The 16,064-nt window shown below is 75.1% G+C and carries 13 protein-coding genes; 2 read left to right on the top strand and 11 right to left on the bottom strand.

Annotated elements, in window-relative coordinates:
* Positions 1-21 precede the first annotated feature (21 nt).
* The 9 genes from K353_RS01620 to ligA all read right to left on the bottom strand — a co-directional run bounded on the left by K353_RS01620 (position 22) and on the right by ligA (position 11,315).
* On the bottom strand, positions 22-867 hold the full coding sequence (locus K353_RS01620) for an ABC transporter permease (protein WP_111551705.1): 846 nt from the start codon (positions 865-867) through the stop codon (positions 22-24).
* A 7-nt stretch (positions 868-874) separates the two neighbouring features.
* Positions 875-1,819: an ABC transporter permease gene (locus tag K353_RS01615; protein WP_111551704.1), complete on the bottom strand. Its 945-nt coding sequence runs from the start codon at positions 1,817-1,819 to the stop codon at positions 875-877.
* 3 nt (positions 1,820-1,822) lie between these two features.
* Positions 1,823-3,436, bottom strand: a complete 1,614-nt coding sequence (locus K353_RS01610) for an ABC transporter substrate-binding protein (protein ID WP_111551703.1) — start codon at positions 3,434-3,436, stop codon at positions 1,823-1,825.
* Positions 3,437-3,545: 109 nt separating this feature from the next.
* A complete protein-coding gene (locus tag K353_RS01605; RefSeq protein ID WP_233533288.1) occupies positions 3,546-4,766 on the bottom strand; it encodes an ROK family protein in 1,221 nt (406 codons plus the stop codon).
* A gap of 126 nt (positions 4,767-4,892) precedes the next feature.
* The gene (locus K353_RS01600; RefSeq protein ID WP_233533287.1) at positions 4,893-5,906 is read right to left on the bottom strand and encodes a TauD/TfdA family dioxygenase; all 1,014 of its coding nucleotides are present in this window, start codon (positions 5,904-5,906) and stop codon (positions 4,893-4,895) included.
* A 609-nt stretch (positions 5,907-6,515) separates the two neighbouring features.
* The gene (locus K353_RS01595) at positions 6,516-7,460 is read right to left on the bottom strand and encodes an aminoglycoside phosphotransferase family protein (RefSeq protein WP_111551701.1); all 945 of its coding nucleotides are present in this window, start codon (positions 7,458-7,460) and stop codon (positions 6,516-6,518) included.
* Positions 7,461-7,938: 478 nt separating this feature from the next.
* Positions 7,939-8,139 carry a hypothetical protein gene (locus K353_RS01590; RefSeq protein ID WP_111551700.1) on the bottom strand — a complete coding sequence of 67 codons (201 nt, stop codon included), beginning with the start codon at positions 8,137-8,139 and terminating at the stop codon, positions 7,939-7,941.
* A gap of 156 nt (positions 8,140-8,295) precedes the next feature.
* A complete protein-coding gene (locus tag K353_RS01585) occupies positions 8,296-9,060 on the bottom strand; it encodes a dienelactone hydrolase family protein (protein WP_111551699.1) in 765 nt (254 codons plus the stop codon).
* A gap of 155 nt (positions 9,061-9,215) precedes the next feature.
* The gene (gene ligA / locus K353_RS01580) at positions 9,216-11,315 is read right to left on the bottom strand and encodes an NAD-dependent DNA ligase LigA (protein WP_111551698.1); all 2,100 of its coding nucleotides are present in this window, start codon (positions 11,313-11,315) and stop codon (positions 9,216-9,218) included.
* 149 nt (positions 11,316-11,464) lie between these two features.
* Between ligA and K353_RS01575 the strand changes: the two genes are divergently transcribed.
* Entirely contained in the window at positions 11,465-12,955 is a 1,491-nt protein-coding gene (locus K353_RS01575) for a glucose-6-phosphate dehydrogenase (RefSeq protein ID WP_199527948.1), read from the top strand.
* Positions 12,956-13,015: 60 nt separating this feature from the next.
* On the opposite strand, the gene K353_RS01570 is transcribed toward K353_RS01575, so the two are convergent.
* Entirely contained in the window at positions 13,016-14,395 is a 1,380-nt protein-coding gene (locus K353_RS01570; RefSeq protein WP_111551697.1) for a mycothione reductase, read from the bottom strand.
* Positions 14,396-14,643: 248 nt separating this feature from the next.
* On the opposite strand from K353_RS01570, the gene K353_RS01565 reads away from it, so the two are divergent.
* Positions 14,644-15,237, top strand: a complete 594-nt coding sequence (locus tag K353_RS01565; RefSeq protein ID WP_111551696.1) for a Dps family protein — start codon at positions 14,644-14,646, stop codon at positions 15,235-15,237.
* Between the two features lie 87 nt (positions 15,238-15,324).
* Here K353_RS01565 and bioD read toward each other — a convergent pair whose 3' ends face one another.
* On the bottom strand, positions 15,325-16,056 hold the full coding sequence (bioD, locus tag K353_RS01560; protein ID WP_111551695.1) for a dethiobiotin synthase: 732 nt from the start codon (positions 16,054-16,056) through the stop codon (positions 15,325-15,327).
* Between the last annotated feature and the right edge of the window lie 8 nt (positions 16,057-16,064).

Genomic DNA, 16,064 nt, shown 5'->3' with positions numbered 1-16,064 from the left:
GGTCGGGTCGGCTTCCCGTGCTCATGTGCGCGCCCCTCGGTTCAGGGCCTCGGCCAGCAGGGTGAAGCCGAGGACGAGGGCGGTGGTGACGGCCAGCGGGGCGGCGGCCAGCAGCGGGTGGGTGTCCAGGTAGGCGACCGAGCCGCTGATCAGGCTGCCCAGGGTGGGCTCCGGCGGGCGGACGCCCAGACCGAGGAAGCTGAGCGCGCCCTCGATGAAGACGCCCACCGACAGGGCGACCGCGCCCTGCACGATCAGCGGGTCGACCGCGTTCGGCAGCACGTGCCGCAGCAGCACCCTGGCCCGGCCCGCGCCGCCGACCCGGGCGGCCAGCGCGTACTCGCGCTCCCGCTGCACCAGCACGCCCGCCCGCAACTGCCTTCCGAAGTAAGGTACTTCGGCCAGCGCGATGATGATCACCACGGGCCAGCGGCCCGGCCCGAGGATCGCCGTCACCGCCAGGCCGAGGATCAGCCCCGGGAAGGACAGCACCAGGTCGAACAGCCGCTGCACCACCAGGTCGGCGGTCCGCGAGGTGGCCGCCAGCAGGGCCAGCCCCGCACCGGCCAGCGCGCCCGCCGGAACGGCCGTCAGGATGATCGACAGGTCGGTGAGGATGCCGTGCAGGAGCCGGCTGAGCAGGTCCCGCCCGATGTCGTCGGTGCCCAGCGGGTGCGCCCCGCTCGGGCCGGCCAGCGCCTGCGGGCCCTGCGCGTCCGGGTCGGCGCCGGACAGCAGCGGCGCCAGCAGCCCGGCCAGCGCCACCGTCCCGACCAGCACCAGCCCGCTGACACCCCGCCAGGTCAGCAGCCCGGCGACGTAGCGGTTGCGCGAACGGGCAACCGGGGGAAAGGGGATCGTGGTCATCGTGTCGTCACTCCCACCGCACGCGCGGGTCGAGCCAGGAGTACAGCAGGTCGGTGAGCAGTTGCACGGCCACGTACCCGGCGACCACCAGCAGCAGCAGGTCCTGCACCACCGGGTAGTCGCGGCGCTGCACGCCCTGCTCGATCAGCTGGCCGAGGCCCGGCCAGGCGAAGATCCGCTCCACCACCACCGCGCCCGCGACCAGCTGGCCGATCTGCAGGCCCAGCACGGTGACCGCGGCGGGCAGCGCGTTCGGCAGCGCGTGCCGCCACAGGACGCGGCGGCGCGGCACCCCCAGCGCCGTCGCGGTGCGCACGTAGTCCTCGCCGAGCGCCCGCTCCAGTCCGTCCTGCAGGTAGCGGGCCAGGATCGCCGCGCTCGGCAGCGCCAGGCACAGCGCCGGCAGCGCCAGGTACTGCACCGCCAGGTCCGGCGCGTCGGACAGCGCGGCGTACCCGCCGGCCGGCAGCAGGCCCAGGCCCACCGCGAACACCAGCACCAGCACCACGCCGGTGACGAACGGCGGCACCGCCAGCGCCCCCGTGGTCAGCGCCCGCAGCGCCCCCGCCAGTGCCCGCCGCCGCGCCGACACCGCGTACAGCGCCGTCGGCACGGCCAGCACCACCACCAGCAGCAGCGCCGCCAGGGTGAGCTGGACGGTCGAGGCCAGGCCGTCCCCGATCAGCTCGGAGACCTGCCCGCCGATCGCGTAGCTCGGCCCCAGGTCGCCCGTCAGCACCTGCCCCAGCCAGTGCAGGTACTGCGAGAGCAGTGGCGCGTCCAGCCCCAGCCGCTCCCGGATCGCCGCGATCACGGCCGGCGAGGCGTCCGGCCCCGCCAGTGTGGTCGCCGGGTCGCCCGGGATCAGCCGCAGCATCAGGAAGACCGTGAACGAGGCGGCCACCAGCACCGCCACCCCGCTCGGCAGCCGTTTGAACAGGAAGGTCCGCACCGCTCAGCCCGCCAGGTACGCGTCGTCGAGGTTCAGGTACGAGTACTTGTTCAGCGTCACCCCGCGCACCTGCGCGCCCGCGACCTCCACCAGCCCGGCGATCGCCAGGTCGATGATGAACTGCTCCTCCAGCAGGATGTCCGTCACCTGCTGGTAGAGCGCCTTCGCCTCCGGGCCGTCCGCGTCCGAGCGGTTCCACGCCCGCTGCACCGCCTCGGTGTACGCCGGGGAGGAGAACTTCGAGGTGTTCTTCGCCTCGTTGAACGGGTACGCGCTGACCGCCAGCGTCGCCGGGTGCGCCTGCGAGAAGCTGTGGCTGAGCGTCCACAGCGCCGGCATGGACTGCGAGATCAGCTGCTTCTGCATGGTCGGCGAGTCCACCGGCTGCAACTGCACCTCGATGCCGACCTGCTTGAGGTCGTACTGCAGGATCTGCGCCACCGCCGTCGACCCGGCGTCCGACTGGTGCGCCAGCGGCAGCGACAGCGAGGTCACCCCGGCCTCCGCCAGCAGCGCCTTCGCCTTCTCCGGGTCGTGGTGGTACCGGTTCGCGTCCTGCTCCCGGTAGGCCGGCGAGGACTTCGGCCACGGCACCGAGGAGACCGTCGCGTACCCGCCCAGCGCCTGCTGCACCAGCCGGTCCCGGTCGATCGCCCAGGCTATGGCCTGCCGCACCCGCCGGTCCTGCACCTCCGGGAAGGACAGGTTCGCGCCGATGTAGAACGCGCCCGCCCCGGTGTCGTACTGGGTGATCCGGAACCGCCTGTCGTCCTTCAGCGCGGCCACGTCCTTGCCGCGGACCGCGTACGACAGGTGGGTCTGGCCGGTCTTCACCGAGGACAGCAGCGTCTCCGCCTGCGGGATCACCTTGATCTCCACCCCGTCCAGGTACGGCCGGCCCGGGTTCCAGTACTTCTCGTTGCGGGCGAAGCTCAGCGAGGACCCCGGCTTGCGGTCGGTGAAGGTGAACGGGCCGGTGCCGATCAGCCTGGTGCCCGCGACGGCGTCCTCGACGGACTCCGAATCCGGGATGATCATGAACTCGAAGAGGTCGAACAGGTTTGACACCTGGTGCGCCAGCACCAGCGTCAGCTCGAAGTCCCCGTTCTTCCGGAAGTCCGCCACGGTCAGCGCCGTCGAACGCAACTGCGCCGAACGCACCGGGTTCTGCAGGTTCTTGACCGCGAACACCACGTCGTCCGCGGTGAACCGGCGCCCGCTGTGGAACGCCACGTCCTCGCGCAGTCTCAGCGTCACGCTCAGGCCGTCCGCCGCCACCTCCCAGCTCTTCGCCAACTCCGGCTGCGGGCGCAGCTGTTCGTCGTAACGGGTGAGCGTGTTGAACACCAGCCGCTGCAACAGCGAGTTGGCGCTCTGCGCGAACAGCAGCGCCGGCGTGAAGTCGACCCCGACACCCACCGTCAGCACCCCGCCCCGGCGCGGCGAGGCCGCGTCCGACGCCGCCGCCGCGTCCGTCCCGGACGAGGCGTCCGCCGCCGAGCGGCACGCCGACAGCGCCAGCAGACCGGTACCCGCCAGGGCGCCGCGCAGCAGCGCCCGGCGCGAGACCGCGGAGAGGGGGAGCGGGCCACCGGAGCCGGCGGAGAACACGGTCATGGTCAACAGTCCTTCGGGAGAAGCGGGTTCGGGATGGGACGGAGCAGGGAGCAGGGAGCAGGGAGTACGGGGTGGAAAAGGGGAGTGCCGGGTGGGCGGGGGCGGCGGCTCAGCGGCCCGGCAGCGGACGGGCGTACAGCTCGCCCAGCACCGGCGCGCAGGCCGCCACCGCCAGCGCGTCCGCGCCGAAGCGCTGCGCCACCAGGAGGTCGGCGTCCCGGTGCAGGTGCGAGCGGAGCGCGAACTCCGCGCGCACCTCGTCCAGGTAGACCGGGTCGGCCAGGGCGAAGGTCTCGGTCAGCACCAGCAGGTCCGGGTTGACCACGTCGGCCAGCAGGGCCAGCGCCCCGCCCACCACCCTGGCCCGCTCCCGCACCAGCGCGTCGGCCCGCCCGTCACCGGCCCGGACCGCCGCCAGCAGCAGCCCCCGGTCCGGGCGGGCGATCACGCCCTGCGCGACCGCCGCCCCGAACAGCGTGTCGTCCGAGGCGGCCACCGACAGGCAGCCGCGGCGACCGCAGTGACATCGCGCCGTGCTGCCCGGCACCGGCAGGTGCCCGCCGTCACCGGTCACCGACGGCGGACCCTGGTGCACCGTCCCGGCCACCGAGATGGACGCGTCCACCACGTGGCCCACGAACAGCTGCACCATCGAGCGCCGGGCCGCCGGATCGCCGAACAGCACCTCCGCCACCGCCAGCGCCCGGGCGTGGTTGTCCACCCGCACCGGCAGCCCGGTGGCCCGCTCCAGCAGCGCCCGCAACGGCACGTCCCGCCAGCCCAGGGGCTCGTGCCGGACCGTCACCCCGCGCTCGCTGTCCACCGCCCCGCCGGTCACCGCGCCCAGCCCCAGCACCCGGCGGCCGGACTCCACCGGCGCGGCCGCCGCCAGCAGCCGCGGCAGCCGGGCCAGCAGCGCCTTCAGCACCGCCGGCCCGCGCCGCCCGCCGTTCGGCAGCTCCTGCCGGAACAGCACCCGGCCGCGCAGGTCCAGCAGCGCGAACGTGCTGTACGGCAGGCCGATGTGCAGCCCGGCCACCGCCAGCCGCTCCGCGTCCACCTCCAGCGGCAGTTGCGGACGACCCCGCGAACCCGGCGCCGTGACCGCCAACTCCGGTCGCTCCGCGAGTAGTTCCAGCCGCAGCAGGTCCACCACCTGGCGTGACACCGCCGCCGGGCTCAGCCCCGTCAACCGGGCCACCCCGCTGCGCGCCACCGGCCCGTGGTCCAGCACCGCCCGCAGCACGGTGGCGGCGTTCGCCTCCCGCCGGTCGTCCCCGGGCCGGAAGGCCGGACGCTCCCCGGCGGTACTGCGGACGGTGCCGTTCACGGGTTCAACTCCTGTGTGGCGCATGGCGGTTGGTCGGCGTCCCGGCATGGACGGTCGATGTGGTGGCCGATGTGGTGGTCGATGTGGTGGTCGACCGGCTCGCCGGTGTCGTTGTCGACGGCCCGGTCAGGAGACCGGGCCGGCCAGCGCCTCCGCCTCCAGCTCGACCGCCGGGACCAGGCCGGCCACCCGCGGCGGGTCGGCCGGCTCCAGCAGGCGGCTCGGCCGACCGTCCACGCCCACCGGCAGGTCGCCGTCCAGGGTGATCCGGCGCACCAGGCGCGGCTCGTCGCCGTAGTCGTTCACCGCGTAGTGCTGGGTGGCCCGGTTGTCCCAGATCGCCACGTCGCCGACCTGCCAGTCCCAGCGCACGCTGTTCTCCAGCCGCTCCACGTACCGCTGGAACAGCTCGATCAGCGCCCGGCTGTCCTTGCCCGACACCCCGACGATCTTCTGCGCGAACGACCCCAGCAGCAGGTGCTTCTCACCCGTCACCGGGTGCACCCGCACCAGCGGGTGCTCGGTCTTGAACGCGGTGGACACGAACACCTGCCGGAACAGCTTCGCCACCTCGGCGTTGTCCGCCAACTCCGGTGCCAGCGCCAGGTTCGCGGCGTAGTCGTAGTCGTTGGTGTGCACCGCCCGCAGGCTCTCCGCGAGCGCCTTGAGCGGCGCCGGCAGGTCCTGGTACGCGGCCGCGGTGTTCGCCCACACCGTGCTGCCGCCCGCCGGCGGCAGCTCCAGCGCCCGCAGGATCGACGCCTTCGGGTACGAGGGCACGAAGGTCACGTCGGTGTGCCAGTTGTTCGCCCGCACGCCCTTGGTGGCGTCCAGCTCGAAGATGTACCGGCCGTCCGCGCTGGGCACCGTCGGATGGAACACCGGCTGCCCCAACAGCCGTGCGAACGCCTCGTGTTCGGCGTCGTCCAGGTGCTGCTGCCCGCGGAAGAACAGCACCTTGTGCGCGTACAGCGCGGCCTCCAGCGCCGCCACCGTCGCGGCCGGCAGGTCGGCGCCCAGCTTGACGTCGTGGACCACCGCGCCGATCCGCCCCGCGGCCGGGGTCAGCCGCAGCCCGGTGGACGCGGGCGTGGACGCGGGAACCGACGTGGGAGCGGGGGCGGACGTGGAAACGGACATGGCGGAACTCCTTCGGTGGGACGGCGAGACGGAGAGACGGAGGCACGGTGACGGTGACGGCGGCAGCGGATACGGCTGCCCGCCGCATCAGCCGGACGCGGACGCGGACACGGCACGGCATCCGGGCAGCCCGAGGGCGCGCCGCCGTACCGGAGAGAAGGGGGAGAACGGTGAGAGGGGCGTCGTGACTACGCGCGGCAGCGCGGACAACAGCCACCGCGGCACACGGACACCGGGACCGGGCACGACGCACGACAGACGACAACGGCGGTACGCATCGGCCCTCCTTCCGGCTCGCTGCGAGTGGGCTCGGCGCTCATCGTGCTGGGCCGCGACGCCCGCTGTCAATCACCATCCGCCCAGTTGGGAGCGGGTGTTGCGGAGTATTTCGACGTGTTGCGGCGCGGTGACGGCCCCGCGACGAACCCCCGTCCGCCCTTGTCGCCGCGCCCTCGCCCGAGCAAAACTTCCCGAGCGGAAACAACCCGGGGCCGCGCCCCGAACCCGCTCCCACGGGTCACGACTCCGATCCGGCCCGTCGGCCCGTCGGGGCCCGTCGGCGCGATGTCCCGACGTCCCGACGTCACGCCGACGCGACGCGACGCGGCACTAGGCGCGTCGGTGGTCGGCCATCACCTCGGCGAGGACCCGCAGACTCGTCTCCGCCCGGGCGGAGACGGCCGCCGTCGGGCGGCCCGTCTTCCTGGCGCTCTCGACGCTTTCGGCGAGGACGAGCAGTGCCTTCCAGGTCAGCCAGCCGCGGGCCCGCGCCCAGGTGCCCTCGTCCTGGCCCACGGCGCGCCGGAACGCCGTCCGGCTCGGGCCGGTGAACAGCCCCCAGGCGATCACGAGGTCGCAGGCCGGGTCGCCGACGCCGCACGTGCCGAAGTCGATGACGGCGCTCAACTCGCCGCCGGAGACCAGCAGGTTGCCCTCGGCGAGGTCGCCGTGGAACCACACCGGCGGGCCCGTCCACTCCGCTGCCAGTGCCTCGTTCCAGATCGCGGTGGCGTGCGCGGTGTCCACGTACCCGCCGAGCGCGGCGAGACAGCGCCGGGTCTCCTCGTCGTAGTGGGACGGCGAGGCCCCCCGGTGGAAGCTGTGCGCACCCGCGAGCGGTCCGCCCGTGGTGTCGCACCGGTGCAGGGCGAGGATGAACCCGGCCACGGACTCGGCGAACCGGGGCAGGTCGGCGATGTGTCCCGCCGCCGCGGTCTCCCCGTCGATCCAGCCGCGCACCGACCAGGGATGCGGATACCCCTCACCAGGCTCGCCCCTGCCCAGCACCTGAGGAACGGGCAACGGCAGGGACGGCGCCAGGCGCGGCAGCCAGGTGTTCTCCTTCTCCACCGCCGGGACGTAGGAGGCGTGCGTGGGCAGCCGCACCGTCATCCGGTCGCCGAGCCGGTAGGTGCGGTTGTCCCACCCGTCCACCGCCACCGGCACGACCGGCAGTTCCGCCCACTGCGGGAACTGGGTGCGCAGGAGACGGCGCACCAGCCCGGCGTCGATCCCGGCCCGGCCGTCCGGCGGGGAGTTCCTCGTCTCGCTCATCACCGAGGATCCTCCGCCCCGTCCCGGAACGGCCGCAAGCCGATTTCCCGGCGCGGATCCGCCCGGCCCGTCGGCGGCGGACCCTGGGAACCGGACCGCTCGGCGTCCGAGTCGTTCCCGTGGGCACGCGACGGGCCGGGCGGGCCACTGCGGCACCCGTCGCGAAGCGCGCGAGGCGGTTCCCGCTCGGAGCCGCGCACACCACTGCCCGGCGCCCGCCACCGAGCGGGAGGGAACGACGGGTCATTCGGCACGTGCTGCACCCCGGCTGCCTCGCAACACCTCTTGGGCCAGCCCCGACCGTCCGGACCATCCCCGCCGGACCGCCCGTGATCGACCACCGGAGAGGTGCCGGCGGGTTCGGCGGCCGCGCTGGTCGGACCCCAGCCGCAGGCCCGTCGGGTGCGGACGTGGCCGTGCCGACTCCGGCTGTACGGCCCGGGCGGCAGCGCGGACATCCATCCGGCGGCGGCCGCCCCTACTGGCCGAGCAGGTGGGCGAAGTCGTTGCCCAGGCCACCCAGCATCGGCAGGGCGCCCAGGTCGGTGATCGCGCCGACCGGGATGCTGTAACCCTGGTTCGGGACCGGCCCGGCGGCCTCCTCGGCGGCTGTGCCGGTGGGGGCGGCGGCCGAGAGGAGCGCGGCGGCGAGGGCGAGGGCGGGGAGTGCGGTGCGCATGCGGCGTTCCTCGGGCGTGCGGTGACGGGGCAAGGGCTGACGGTCCTTCAACGCGCGACCGGCCGGGACGGTGACGCGGAGCCGCCCGTTCGGAGCAGGGCGGAGCCAGGGCGGGAGCGGTACGCCGTCCCGCCCCCGCCTCCTCCCGTCCCGCCGTCAGGGGCGCCGGACCGCCGGGTCCGCGAGCGCCGAGAGGATCCGGGCGAAGGCGTCCTCGCTCTCCGTGGGCCGGAACGTCGCGGGGCGGTGGTCGCACAGGAAGCCGTGCGGGACGCCGGGGTAGCAGACCAGGTCGGTGCGGACGCCCGCGGTGGTCAGGCGGGCGGAGATCCGGGCCCACTGCTCGGGCGGGACGACGTGGTCCTCCGCGCCGACCAGGCCGAGCACCGCGATGCCGTGGGCGGCGAGCGCGGCGGCGCCCTGCTCGGTGAGCGGGGGGTGGTCGTCGGCGAGCGGGGTGGGGCCCTCCAGGGTCCAGCCGGGGTAGCAGGCGGCGACCAGGTCCAGCGGCAGGCGCGTCCCGGCCAGCAGGCCCAGGTGGCCGCCGACCGAGAAGCCGACGAACGCCCGGCCCGGGCCCCCGCCGAGGGACGCGCCGACGGCCAGCGCCGCCGCCGTGTCGATGGCCACCTGCTCGGCCGTCAGCTTGCCCAGCAACTCGAAGCCGGTGACCCGCCCGGTGTCGTCGTACGGCAGTTCGGCCCGCTCCGCCGCCCGCCCGTAGAAGTCCGGCGCGACGGCGGCGTACCCGGCGGCGGCCAGCCGCTCGCACACCTCGCGCACCCACGCCGTGACCCCGAACAGCTCCTGCCCGACCACCACGGTGGCCGCCGGCGGCACCCCCTCGGGCGCGGCCAGGAACACCTCCGGCCCACCCCCGTCCGGCCGCACCCAACGCCCCGTCACATCTCCCGCGTCCATCCCGCGTCGCTCCCCGTCGTCCTCCGGTGACCCGACCGGGCCCCGCAGGCCCCACGCTACCCGCCACCGCCCGACCGGAGACCATCCGTCCCGGCCCGCCGCGCCAACTCGATGACCAGGCCGAGCGACTGACGGGCCACCGGAAGGAACGGGACTCAGGCCGCGACGGCCGCGACGGGCGTGACGGGCGCGGTGGGCAGGTGTTCGGTGGGCAGGTGTTCGGCGAGCAGGGTGGCGAACTGTTCGGGGTCGAGGATGCGGAGGCCGAGCTCTTCGGCCTTGGCGCGCTTGGAGCCGGCCTTCTCGCCCGCGACCAGGAGGGTGGTGCGCTTGGAGACGGAGGAGGACGCCTTGCCGCCGGCGCGTTCGATCAGTTCGTTCATCTCGTTGCGGGAGAGCGCCGCCAGGGGGCCGGTCATGCTGCCCGTCACCACCACGGCCTCGCCGGTCAGCGGGCCGGTGGCCGGGGCGGCGGCGCCTTCGACGGGGACGGGTGCGGCGGGCGCGGTCGGGGCGGTGACCCGGGTGCCCACGCCGAGGTCGGCCAGGCGGTCCAGCAGGGCGGACAGTCCGGCGAGTTCGGAGACCACCAGGCGGGCCTTCTCCGGGCCGATGCCCTCCACGGCGGCCAGGGCCTCGGCGTCCGCCGACCGGATGGCCGCCATCGAGCCGAAGTGCGCGGCGATCCGCCGCGACATGCTGCGCCCGGTGCCGCGCACGCCCAGCGCGCACAGGACGCGGTTCAGCGGACGGGTGCGGGCGGTGGCGATCGCGGCGAGCAGGTTGTCGGTGCTCGTGGTGCCCATCCGCTCCAGGGAGAGGAGCTGCTCGCGGGTCAGGGTGAACAGGTCGGCGAGGTCGGTGACCAGCCCGGCCGCCACCAGCTGCACCGCCCGGGTCGAGCCCAGGCCCTCGATGTCGAGCTGGTCGCGGCCCGCCGCGTGGATGATCGACGCCACCGCCTGGCAGTCGCGGCCCCGCACGCAGCGCCAGCGCTGCTCGCCGGTGTCGATCCCCTCCCCGCAGCGCGGGCAGGCGGCGGGGAAGACGATCGGCCGCTCCGCGCCGGTGCGCTCCTCCACCAGCGGGGCCTCCACCCGGGGGATCACGTCCCCCGCGCGGTAGACGAAGACCCGGTCGCCCAGCATCAGCCCGCGGCGGGTGATGTCGGCGGGGTTGTGGAGGGTGGCGTAGGTGACGGTGACGCCGTCGATGACCACCGGCTCCAGGACGGCGCGCGGCGCGATGACGCCGGTGCGGCCCACCGCCCACTCCACCTCCAGCAGCCGGGTCACCTTGTGCTCCGCCGCGAGCTTGCGGGCCACCGCCCACCGCGGGGCCCGGGAGTCGGAGCCGGCCTGCCGCTGGTCCGCGGCCGCGTCGGCCTTCACCACCACGCCGTCGATGCCGAACGGCAGCGCGCCGCGCAGCGCGGTGATCCCGGCGATCCGCTCCCGGACCTGCCCGATCGTCTCGCAGCGCACCGGGGCGGCGGCCGTGCCGGCGGCGGTGTTCGCGCCCAGCCCGGCCAGGGACTCCAGCAGGGCGCTGTGGCCCAGCTCCTCGTCCAGGCCGATCGCGCCGTAGGCGAAGAACGTCAGCTCGATCCGGTACGGGCGGTCCTTGGCCCGCAGCGTCCCGGCCGCGCCGCTGCGCGGATGGGCGAACGGGGCGGCCCCGTGCGCGAGCCGGAGCCGGTTGGCCTCCTCGAACTGGGCCGACGTCAGCAGTACTTCGCCGCGCAGCTCCACGTCCAGCGGGCGCGCGAGCACGGCGGGCAGGCCCAGGACGGCGTCGGCGGCGTGCGTGATGTCCTCGCCCGCCAGGCCGTCGCCCCGGGTCAGCACCTGCTGGAGCCGCCCGCCCCGGTAGCGGGCGGCGACGGCCAGCCCGTCCAGCTTCGGCTCCACGCACCACCCGGCCACCGCCCGGCCCAGCCGCCGCTCCAGGCCCGCGGCCCAGTCGGCCAGCCCCGCGTCGTCGAACACGTTGTCCAGCGACAGCATCGGCACGCCGTGCGGCACGTCGCCCACCACCGCGCCGCCCGCGACCTTCCCGGTCGGCGACTCCGGCAGCACCTCGTCCGGATGCGCCTGCTCGTGGGCCGCGATCGACCGCACCAGCGCGTCGTACTCGTCGTCCCCGAGCGGCGTCGCCCCGTCCCCGTAGTAGGCGGCGGCGGCCCGCGCGGCGGTGGCGACGGCGTCGGCGTAGTCGCCGGAAGAGAGCGGAGCGGCGTTGTCCATGACCGTCATCCTTCCGTTCCGCACTGACAATCGACCGCCTCCGACCGAACCGCCTGACACCCCGTCAGCGACGGGTGGAACCCGTTCGGGCGAGAGTGGGATCGCGGAAGCGGGGAAGGCACGCCGAGCGACCTCCGCGAGACCCAGGAGCCACTGACGTGACAGCACCGCCCACCACCGCCGCCCGCGCCGACGACCGGCCGGTCCTCCTCGTCCTGTTCGGGGCGACCGGGGACCTCGCGCGCCGGATGCTCTTCCCCGCGCTGTTCGAACTGTGGGAGCGCGACCTCCTCCCGGACCGGTTCGAGGTGATCGGCTCGGGCCGCCACTCGCCCGGCACCGACCAGGACTTCCGCCACGACGTCGTGGAGGCGGTCGCCGCCTCCGCGGACGGCGCCGACCGCGCGGCACTGGAACGCTTCGCCGAACGGGTCCGGTTCGCCACCGCCTCCGCCGAGGACGGCGCCGGGCTGGCGGCAGCGGTGGAGCAGCGCCGCGCCGCGCTCGGCGAGGGCTGCCGGACCTTCCTCTACCTCTCCGTACCGCCCGGGCAGACCGACGCCATGCTGCGGATGACGGACCGCGAGGGCCTCGCCCGGGACGCGACCCTGATGGTGGAGAAGCCCGTCGGCGAGGACGTCGACACCGCCCGCGCGCTCAACGCGCTGCTGGCCGACCTCGCCCCCGAGGAGCGCGTCCTGCGGGTCGACCACTTCCTCGCCAAGGAGTCGGTGCGCGCCCTGCTGGCCCTGCGCACCGCCAACCCCTGGCTCGCCGGGTCGTGGGACGCCCGGCACATCGCCTCGGTGCTCATCGACGTCCCGGAGAAGATCGACATCGAGGGCCGGGCCGCCTTCATGGAACGCACCGGCACCTTCCGCGACATGATCCCCACCCACCTGTGCCAGGCACTGGCCGCCGTGGCGATGGAACCGCCCTCCTCCGACGACCCGGAGGCGGAACGCGCCGCCCGGCTCCGGCTGTTCGAGCAGACCAGGCCCTTCGACCCGGCCCGGACGGTGTTCGGCCAGTACGAGGGCTACCGGGAGGAGGACGGGGTGGCCGCCGACTCGACCACCGAGACCTTCGCCGCCGTCGAGGTCCGGATCGACAACCCGCGCTGGCAGGGCGTCCCCTTCCTGCTGCGCACCGGCAAGGCCCTGGACTCCGCCGACCACCGGCTCACCGTCCGCTTCCACCCGACGGACCCGGCGGACCCGACCGGCCGGCCGGACTCGACGGACTCGACGGACTCGACGGGCCGGACGGCGGACGGGGGCGCGGACCGGGCCGAGGGCGAAGCCGGCACCGAGCTGGTGGTGGGCCTGAGCGCCACGGCGGACGTCCGGTTCGGCGTCCGGCTCAGCCGCCCCGGCCCCCGGCCCGGACTGGTGGACGGGGTGCTGGGCCTGGAGCCGCTGCCCGGCGCCGACGCGTCCCTCGGCGCCTACGCGCAGGTCTTCCACCACGCGCTGAGCGGCGACCACCGGGTGTTCACCACCGCCGCCGAGGTCGAACGGCTCTGGGAGCTCGCCGCACCGGTCCTCGCCGACCCGCCGCCCGCCGTCCGCTACCCCCGGGGCTCGTCCGGACCGGAGGTGCCGGGGGTGCCGGGGGCGTCGGACCCGGCGCCTGACCACGAGGGCTGAGTACGAGGGCTGAGCGCGGAGGTTGAGCGCGAAGGCTGGGCGTGCGGTGCCCGCGGCCGGTCAGTGGCCGGTCGCGGGCAGGTCGCGCAGCGCGTTCTCCACGACCTCGGTCAGCGCCGGGTGGATCCACAGCGGGCCGTCGGCGAGTTCGCCGGCCGTCATGCCGGTGGTGAGGGCGACCACCAGCGGCTGGATCAGGGTGGCGGCCTGCGGGCCGAGGATGTGCGCGCCGAGCAGCCGCCCGGTCCGGCGGTCGGCGAGCACCTTGCAGAAGCCCTCGGTGTCCTCCAGCGCCCAGCCGTAGGCCACGTCGGCGTACCGGTGCACGGCGACGGCCGGGTCGAGCCCCTGCTCGCGGGCCTGCCGCTCGGTGAGGCCGACCTGGGCGATCTGCGGGCTGGTGAAGACGGCGGAGGGCACCGCCCCGTAGTCCATGGACCGCTCCTCGCCCGGGTGCAGCAGGTTGTGCGCGACGATCCGGGCCTCGCGGTTGGCGACGTGCTTGAGCGGGACGGGCGTGGCGATGTCGCCGAGCGCCCACACCCCGTCGGCGGTGGTGCGCAGCCGGGCGTCGACGGTGATCCGGCCGTCCTCCCCGGTGGCGACGCCGGCCCGGTCGAGGTCGAGCAGGTCGCTGTTGGGGCGGCGCCCGACGGCCACCAGCAGGGTGTCGGCGCGCAGTTCGGCACCGTCGTCCAGGGTCAGCCGCAGGTCGCCGGGGCGGCCGGTGACGGCGGTCAGTTCGCGGCCCAGCCGCAGGTCCCAGTGGCCGCGCATCGCCTCGGTGAACGCGGCGGACACCGCCTCGTCCTGCTGCTTGCCGAGCAGCCGGTCCTCCTTCTCCACCACAGTGACGTGGCTGCCCACGGAGCGGAAGACGTGCGCCAGCTCGGCGGCGATGTAGCCGCCGCCGAGCACCACCAGCCGGGCGGGCGGCCGGGGCAGACGCATCACGGTGTCGGAGGTCTCGTAGGGCAGGCCGGACGACGCCACCACGGGCGGGACGACGGGACGGCCGCCGGCCGCGATGACGATCCGGTCGGCGGTCAGCTCCAGCGGGCCGTCGGCGGTGTCCACGGTGAGCCGGCGCGGCCCGGTGAACCGGGCGAGGCCCCGGTGGACGGTGGTGTTCGCCGCGTCCCGGCGGCCCCGCTCGCCCTCGGCGGACGCCGCGTCCAGCCGGCCGAAGACCCGGTCCCGGACCTCGGGCCAGCGCACCTCCCGCAGTTCCGCGTCCACGTCGTGCCGCCCGGCGTCCCGGACGGTGTCGGCGACGTCGGCGGTGACGGCGAGCATCTTGCTGGGGATGCAGCCCGCGTTGAGGCAGGTGCCCCCGAACGGGCCGGCGGAGACGACGGCGACGTCCAGGTCGGCGAAGCGGTCGTCGAGGAGGAGGTTGCCCGAGCCGGCCCCGAGGACCAGGAGATCGTGATGGCGCATGTTCGGAACGTAACCGTTTCCCGGCGGACCATTCCGGACGCCGGTCCGGACGCCGGTCCGGACGGGTGCCGCCCGGAGGCTTCCCCCGGGTCGGCGGGCCCGTCCGGCGGGCGGAGGGAGGAGCGGAGGGAGGAGCGGACGGAGGAGATGTTCACCCGTTCGGCGCATCCGCACCCATGAGTCGCGCGGAATGGGGGAGGCGTGAATCAGCACCGTGCAGAACGACACCCCGATGAGGAGAACCCGCCATGGCCCGCACCGCCAACCGTGACGCCAACCGCCCGGCCTACACCGTCCCCGGCCTGACCACCGAGCAGGGCGCGGAGCTGATCGTCACGCTGCAGGAGCGGCTGAACGCGCTGAACGACCTGCACCTGACCCTCAAGCACATCCACTGGAACGTGGTCGGCCCGCACTTCATCGCCGTCCACAAGATGCTCGACCCCCAGGTCGACCGGGTGCGCCTGATGGCGGACGACGTCGCCGAGCGGATCGCCACCCTGGGCGGCGTCGCGCACGGCACCCCCGGCCGGCTCGTCGCCGACCGCAGCTGGGACGACTACAGCGTCGGCCGGGCCGACGCCATCGCCCACCTCGGCGCCCTCGACCTGGTCTACACCGGCGTCATCACCGACCTGCGCAACGCGATCGAGCAGGCCGGCAAGATCGACCCCGCCACCGAGGACCTGCTCATCGAGCAGCTGCGCGACCTGGAGCAGTACCAGTGGTTCGTCCGCGCCCACCTGGAGAGCTCCAGCGGCACCCTCGCCACGGCGGACGCCCCCACCGAGGTGCGGGCCGCGAAGAAGGCCGTCCGCAAGAGCGGCAAGTCCGCGGGCTGACCGCGCCGCACCCCCGGCTCGAAGGCCGCCCCCGCTCCGGCGGGAGGCGGCCTCCGGCGTGCCGGGCCCCGTCAGGCGGGACGCCTGTCAGGCGGGGCGGTGGGCGGCTGCGAACGCCGTCGCGTCCCAGGTGCCGCCTAGGGCGGGGGCGAGGGCGGCGGCGGCGAATGGGCGGAAGGTGACGGGGGTGTGGGCGGCGGCGCCCGCGGGGAGGGCGCCGAGGAGGGGCGCGCCGGCGGCGGTGGGGAGGTCGGCGAGGTTGCAGCGGGTGGCGAGGTCGGGGGCGGCGGGCCAGCAGCCGATGACGACGCCGCGCAGCGGGAGGCCGCGGTGGCGCAGCGCCTCGGCGGTGAGTGCGGTGGCGTTCAGGGTGCCCAGGCCGGCCGCCGCGACCAGCAGGAACCCGACGTCCAGGCCCAGGTCGCGGCAGGCCAGTGCGTGGTCGGCGAGGGTGCGGCCCCGCTCGTCGTAGCGCACCAGCAGCCCGCCCGCGCCCTCGACCAGGACGGTGCGGTGCCCGGCGGCGAGCTTGGCGACCGACTTGGCGACGTCCTCGGGCGCGAGGGGCGGCAGTCCGGCCCGGCGGGCCGCCGTCTCGGGGGCGAGCGGCTCCGGGTAGCGGGCCAGCTCGACCGCGTGCACCAGCGGCCCGGCCAGCCGGGCGACCTCGTGCACGTCCCCCGGCTCGTCGGGCCCGAGGCCGGTCTGGCCCGGCTTGAGCACCGCCACCGGCTCCGGGCACAGCGCGGCGACGGCGGCGGTGGTCAGGGTCTTGCCGACCTCGGTGCCGGTGCCGGTGACGAACAGGACGGTGGACATGGCGCGGT

It is taken from the genome of Kitasatospora sp. SolWspMP-SS2h (assembly GCF_003259315.1).
In the GTDB taxonomy this organism is placed as follows: Bacteria; Actinomycetota; Actinomycetes; order Streptomycetales; family Streptomycetaceae; genus Kitasatospora; species Kitasatospora fiedleri.
This window is presented reverse-complemented; position numbering and strand designations above follow the sequence as displayed.

What these genes read in the sequence shown, in the direction of transcription:
- K353_RS01565 (WP_111551696.1), top strand. Translation starts at nt 14,644, where the DNA reads ATGGCCCGCACCGCCAACCGTGACGCCAACCGCCCGGCCTACACCGTC.
- K353_RS01585 (WP_111551699.1), bottom strand. Translation starts at nt 9,060, where the DNA reads ATGGACGCGGGAGATGTGACGGGGCGTTGGGTGCGGCCGGACGGGGGT.
- bioD (WP_111551695.1), bottom strand. Translation starts at nt 16,056, where the DNA reads ATGTCCACCGTCCTGTTCGTCACCGGCACCGGCACCGAGGTCGGCAAG.
- K353_RS01570 (WP_111551697.1), bottom strand. Translation starts at nt 14,395, where the DNA reads ATGCGCCATCACGATCTCCTGGTCCTCGGGGCCGGCTCGGGCAACCTC.
- K353_RS01620 (WP_111551705.1), bottom strand. Translation starts at nt 867, where the DNA reads ATGACCACGATCCCCTTTCCCCCGGTTGCCCGTTCGCGCAACCGCTAC.
- K353_RS01600 (WP_233533287.1), bottom strand. Translation starts at nt 5,906, where the DNA reads ATGTCCGTTTCCACGTCCGCCCCCGCTCCCACGTCGGTTCCCGCGTCC.
- K353_RS01595 (WP_111551701.1), bottom strand. Translation starts at nt 7,460, where the DNA reads ATGAGCGAGACGAGGAACTCCCCGCCGGACGGCCGGGCCGGGATCGAC.
- ligA (WP_111551698.1), bottom strand. Translation starts at nt 11,315, where the DNA reads ATGACGGTCATGGACAACGCCGCTCCGCTCTCTTCCGGCGACTACGCC.
- K353_RS01610 (WP_111551703.1), bottom strand. Translation starts at nt 3,436, where the DNA reads ATGACCGTGTTCTCCGCCGGCTCCGGTGGCCCGCTCCCCCTCTCCGCG.
- K353_RS01590 (WP_111551700.1), bottom strand. Translation starts at nt 8,139, where the DNA reads ATGCGCACCGCACTCCCCGCCCTCGCCCTCGCCGCCGCGCTCCTCTCG.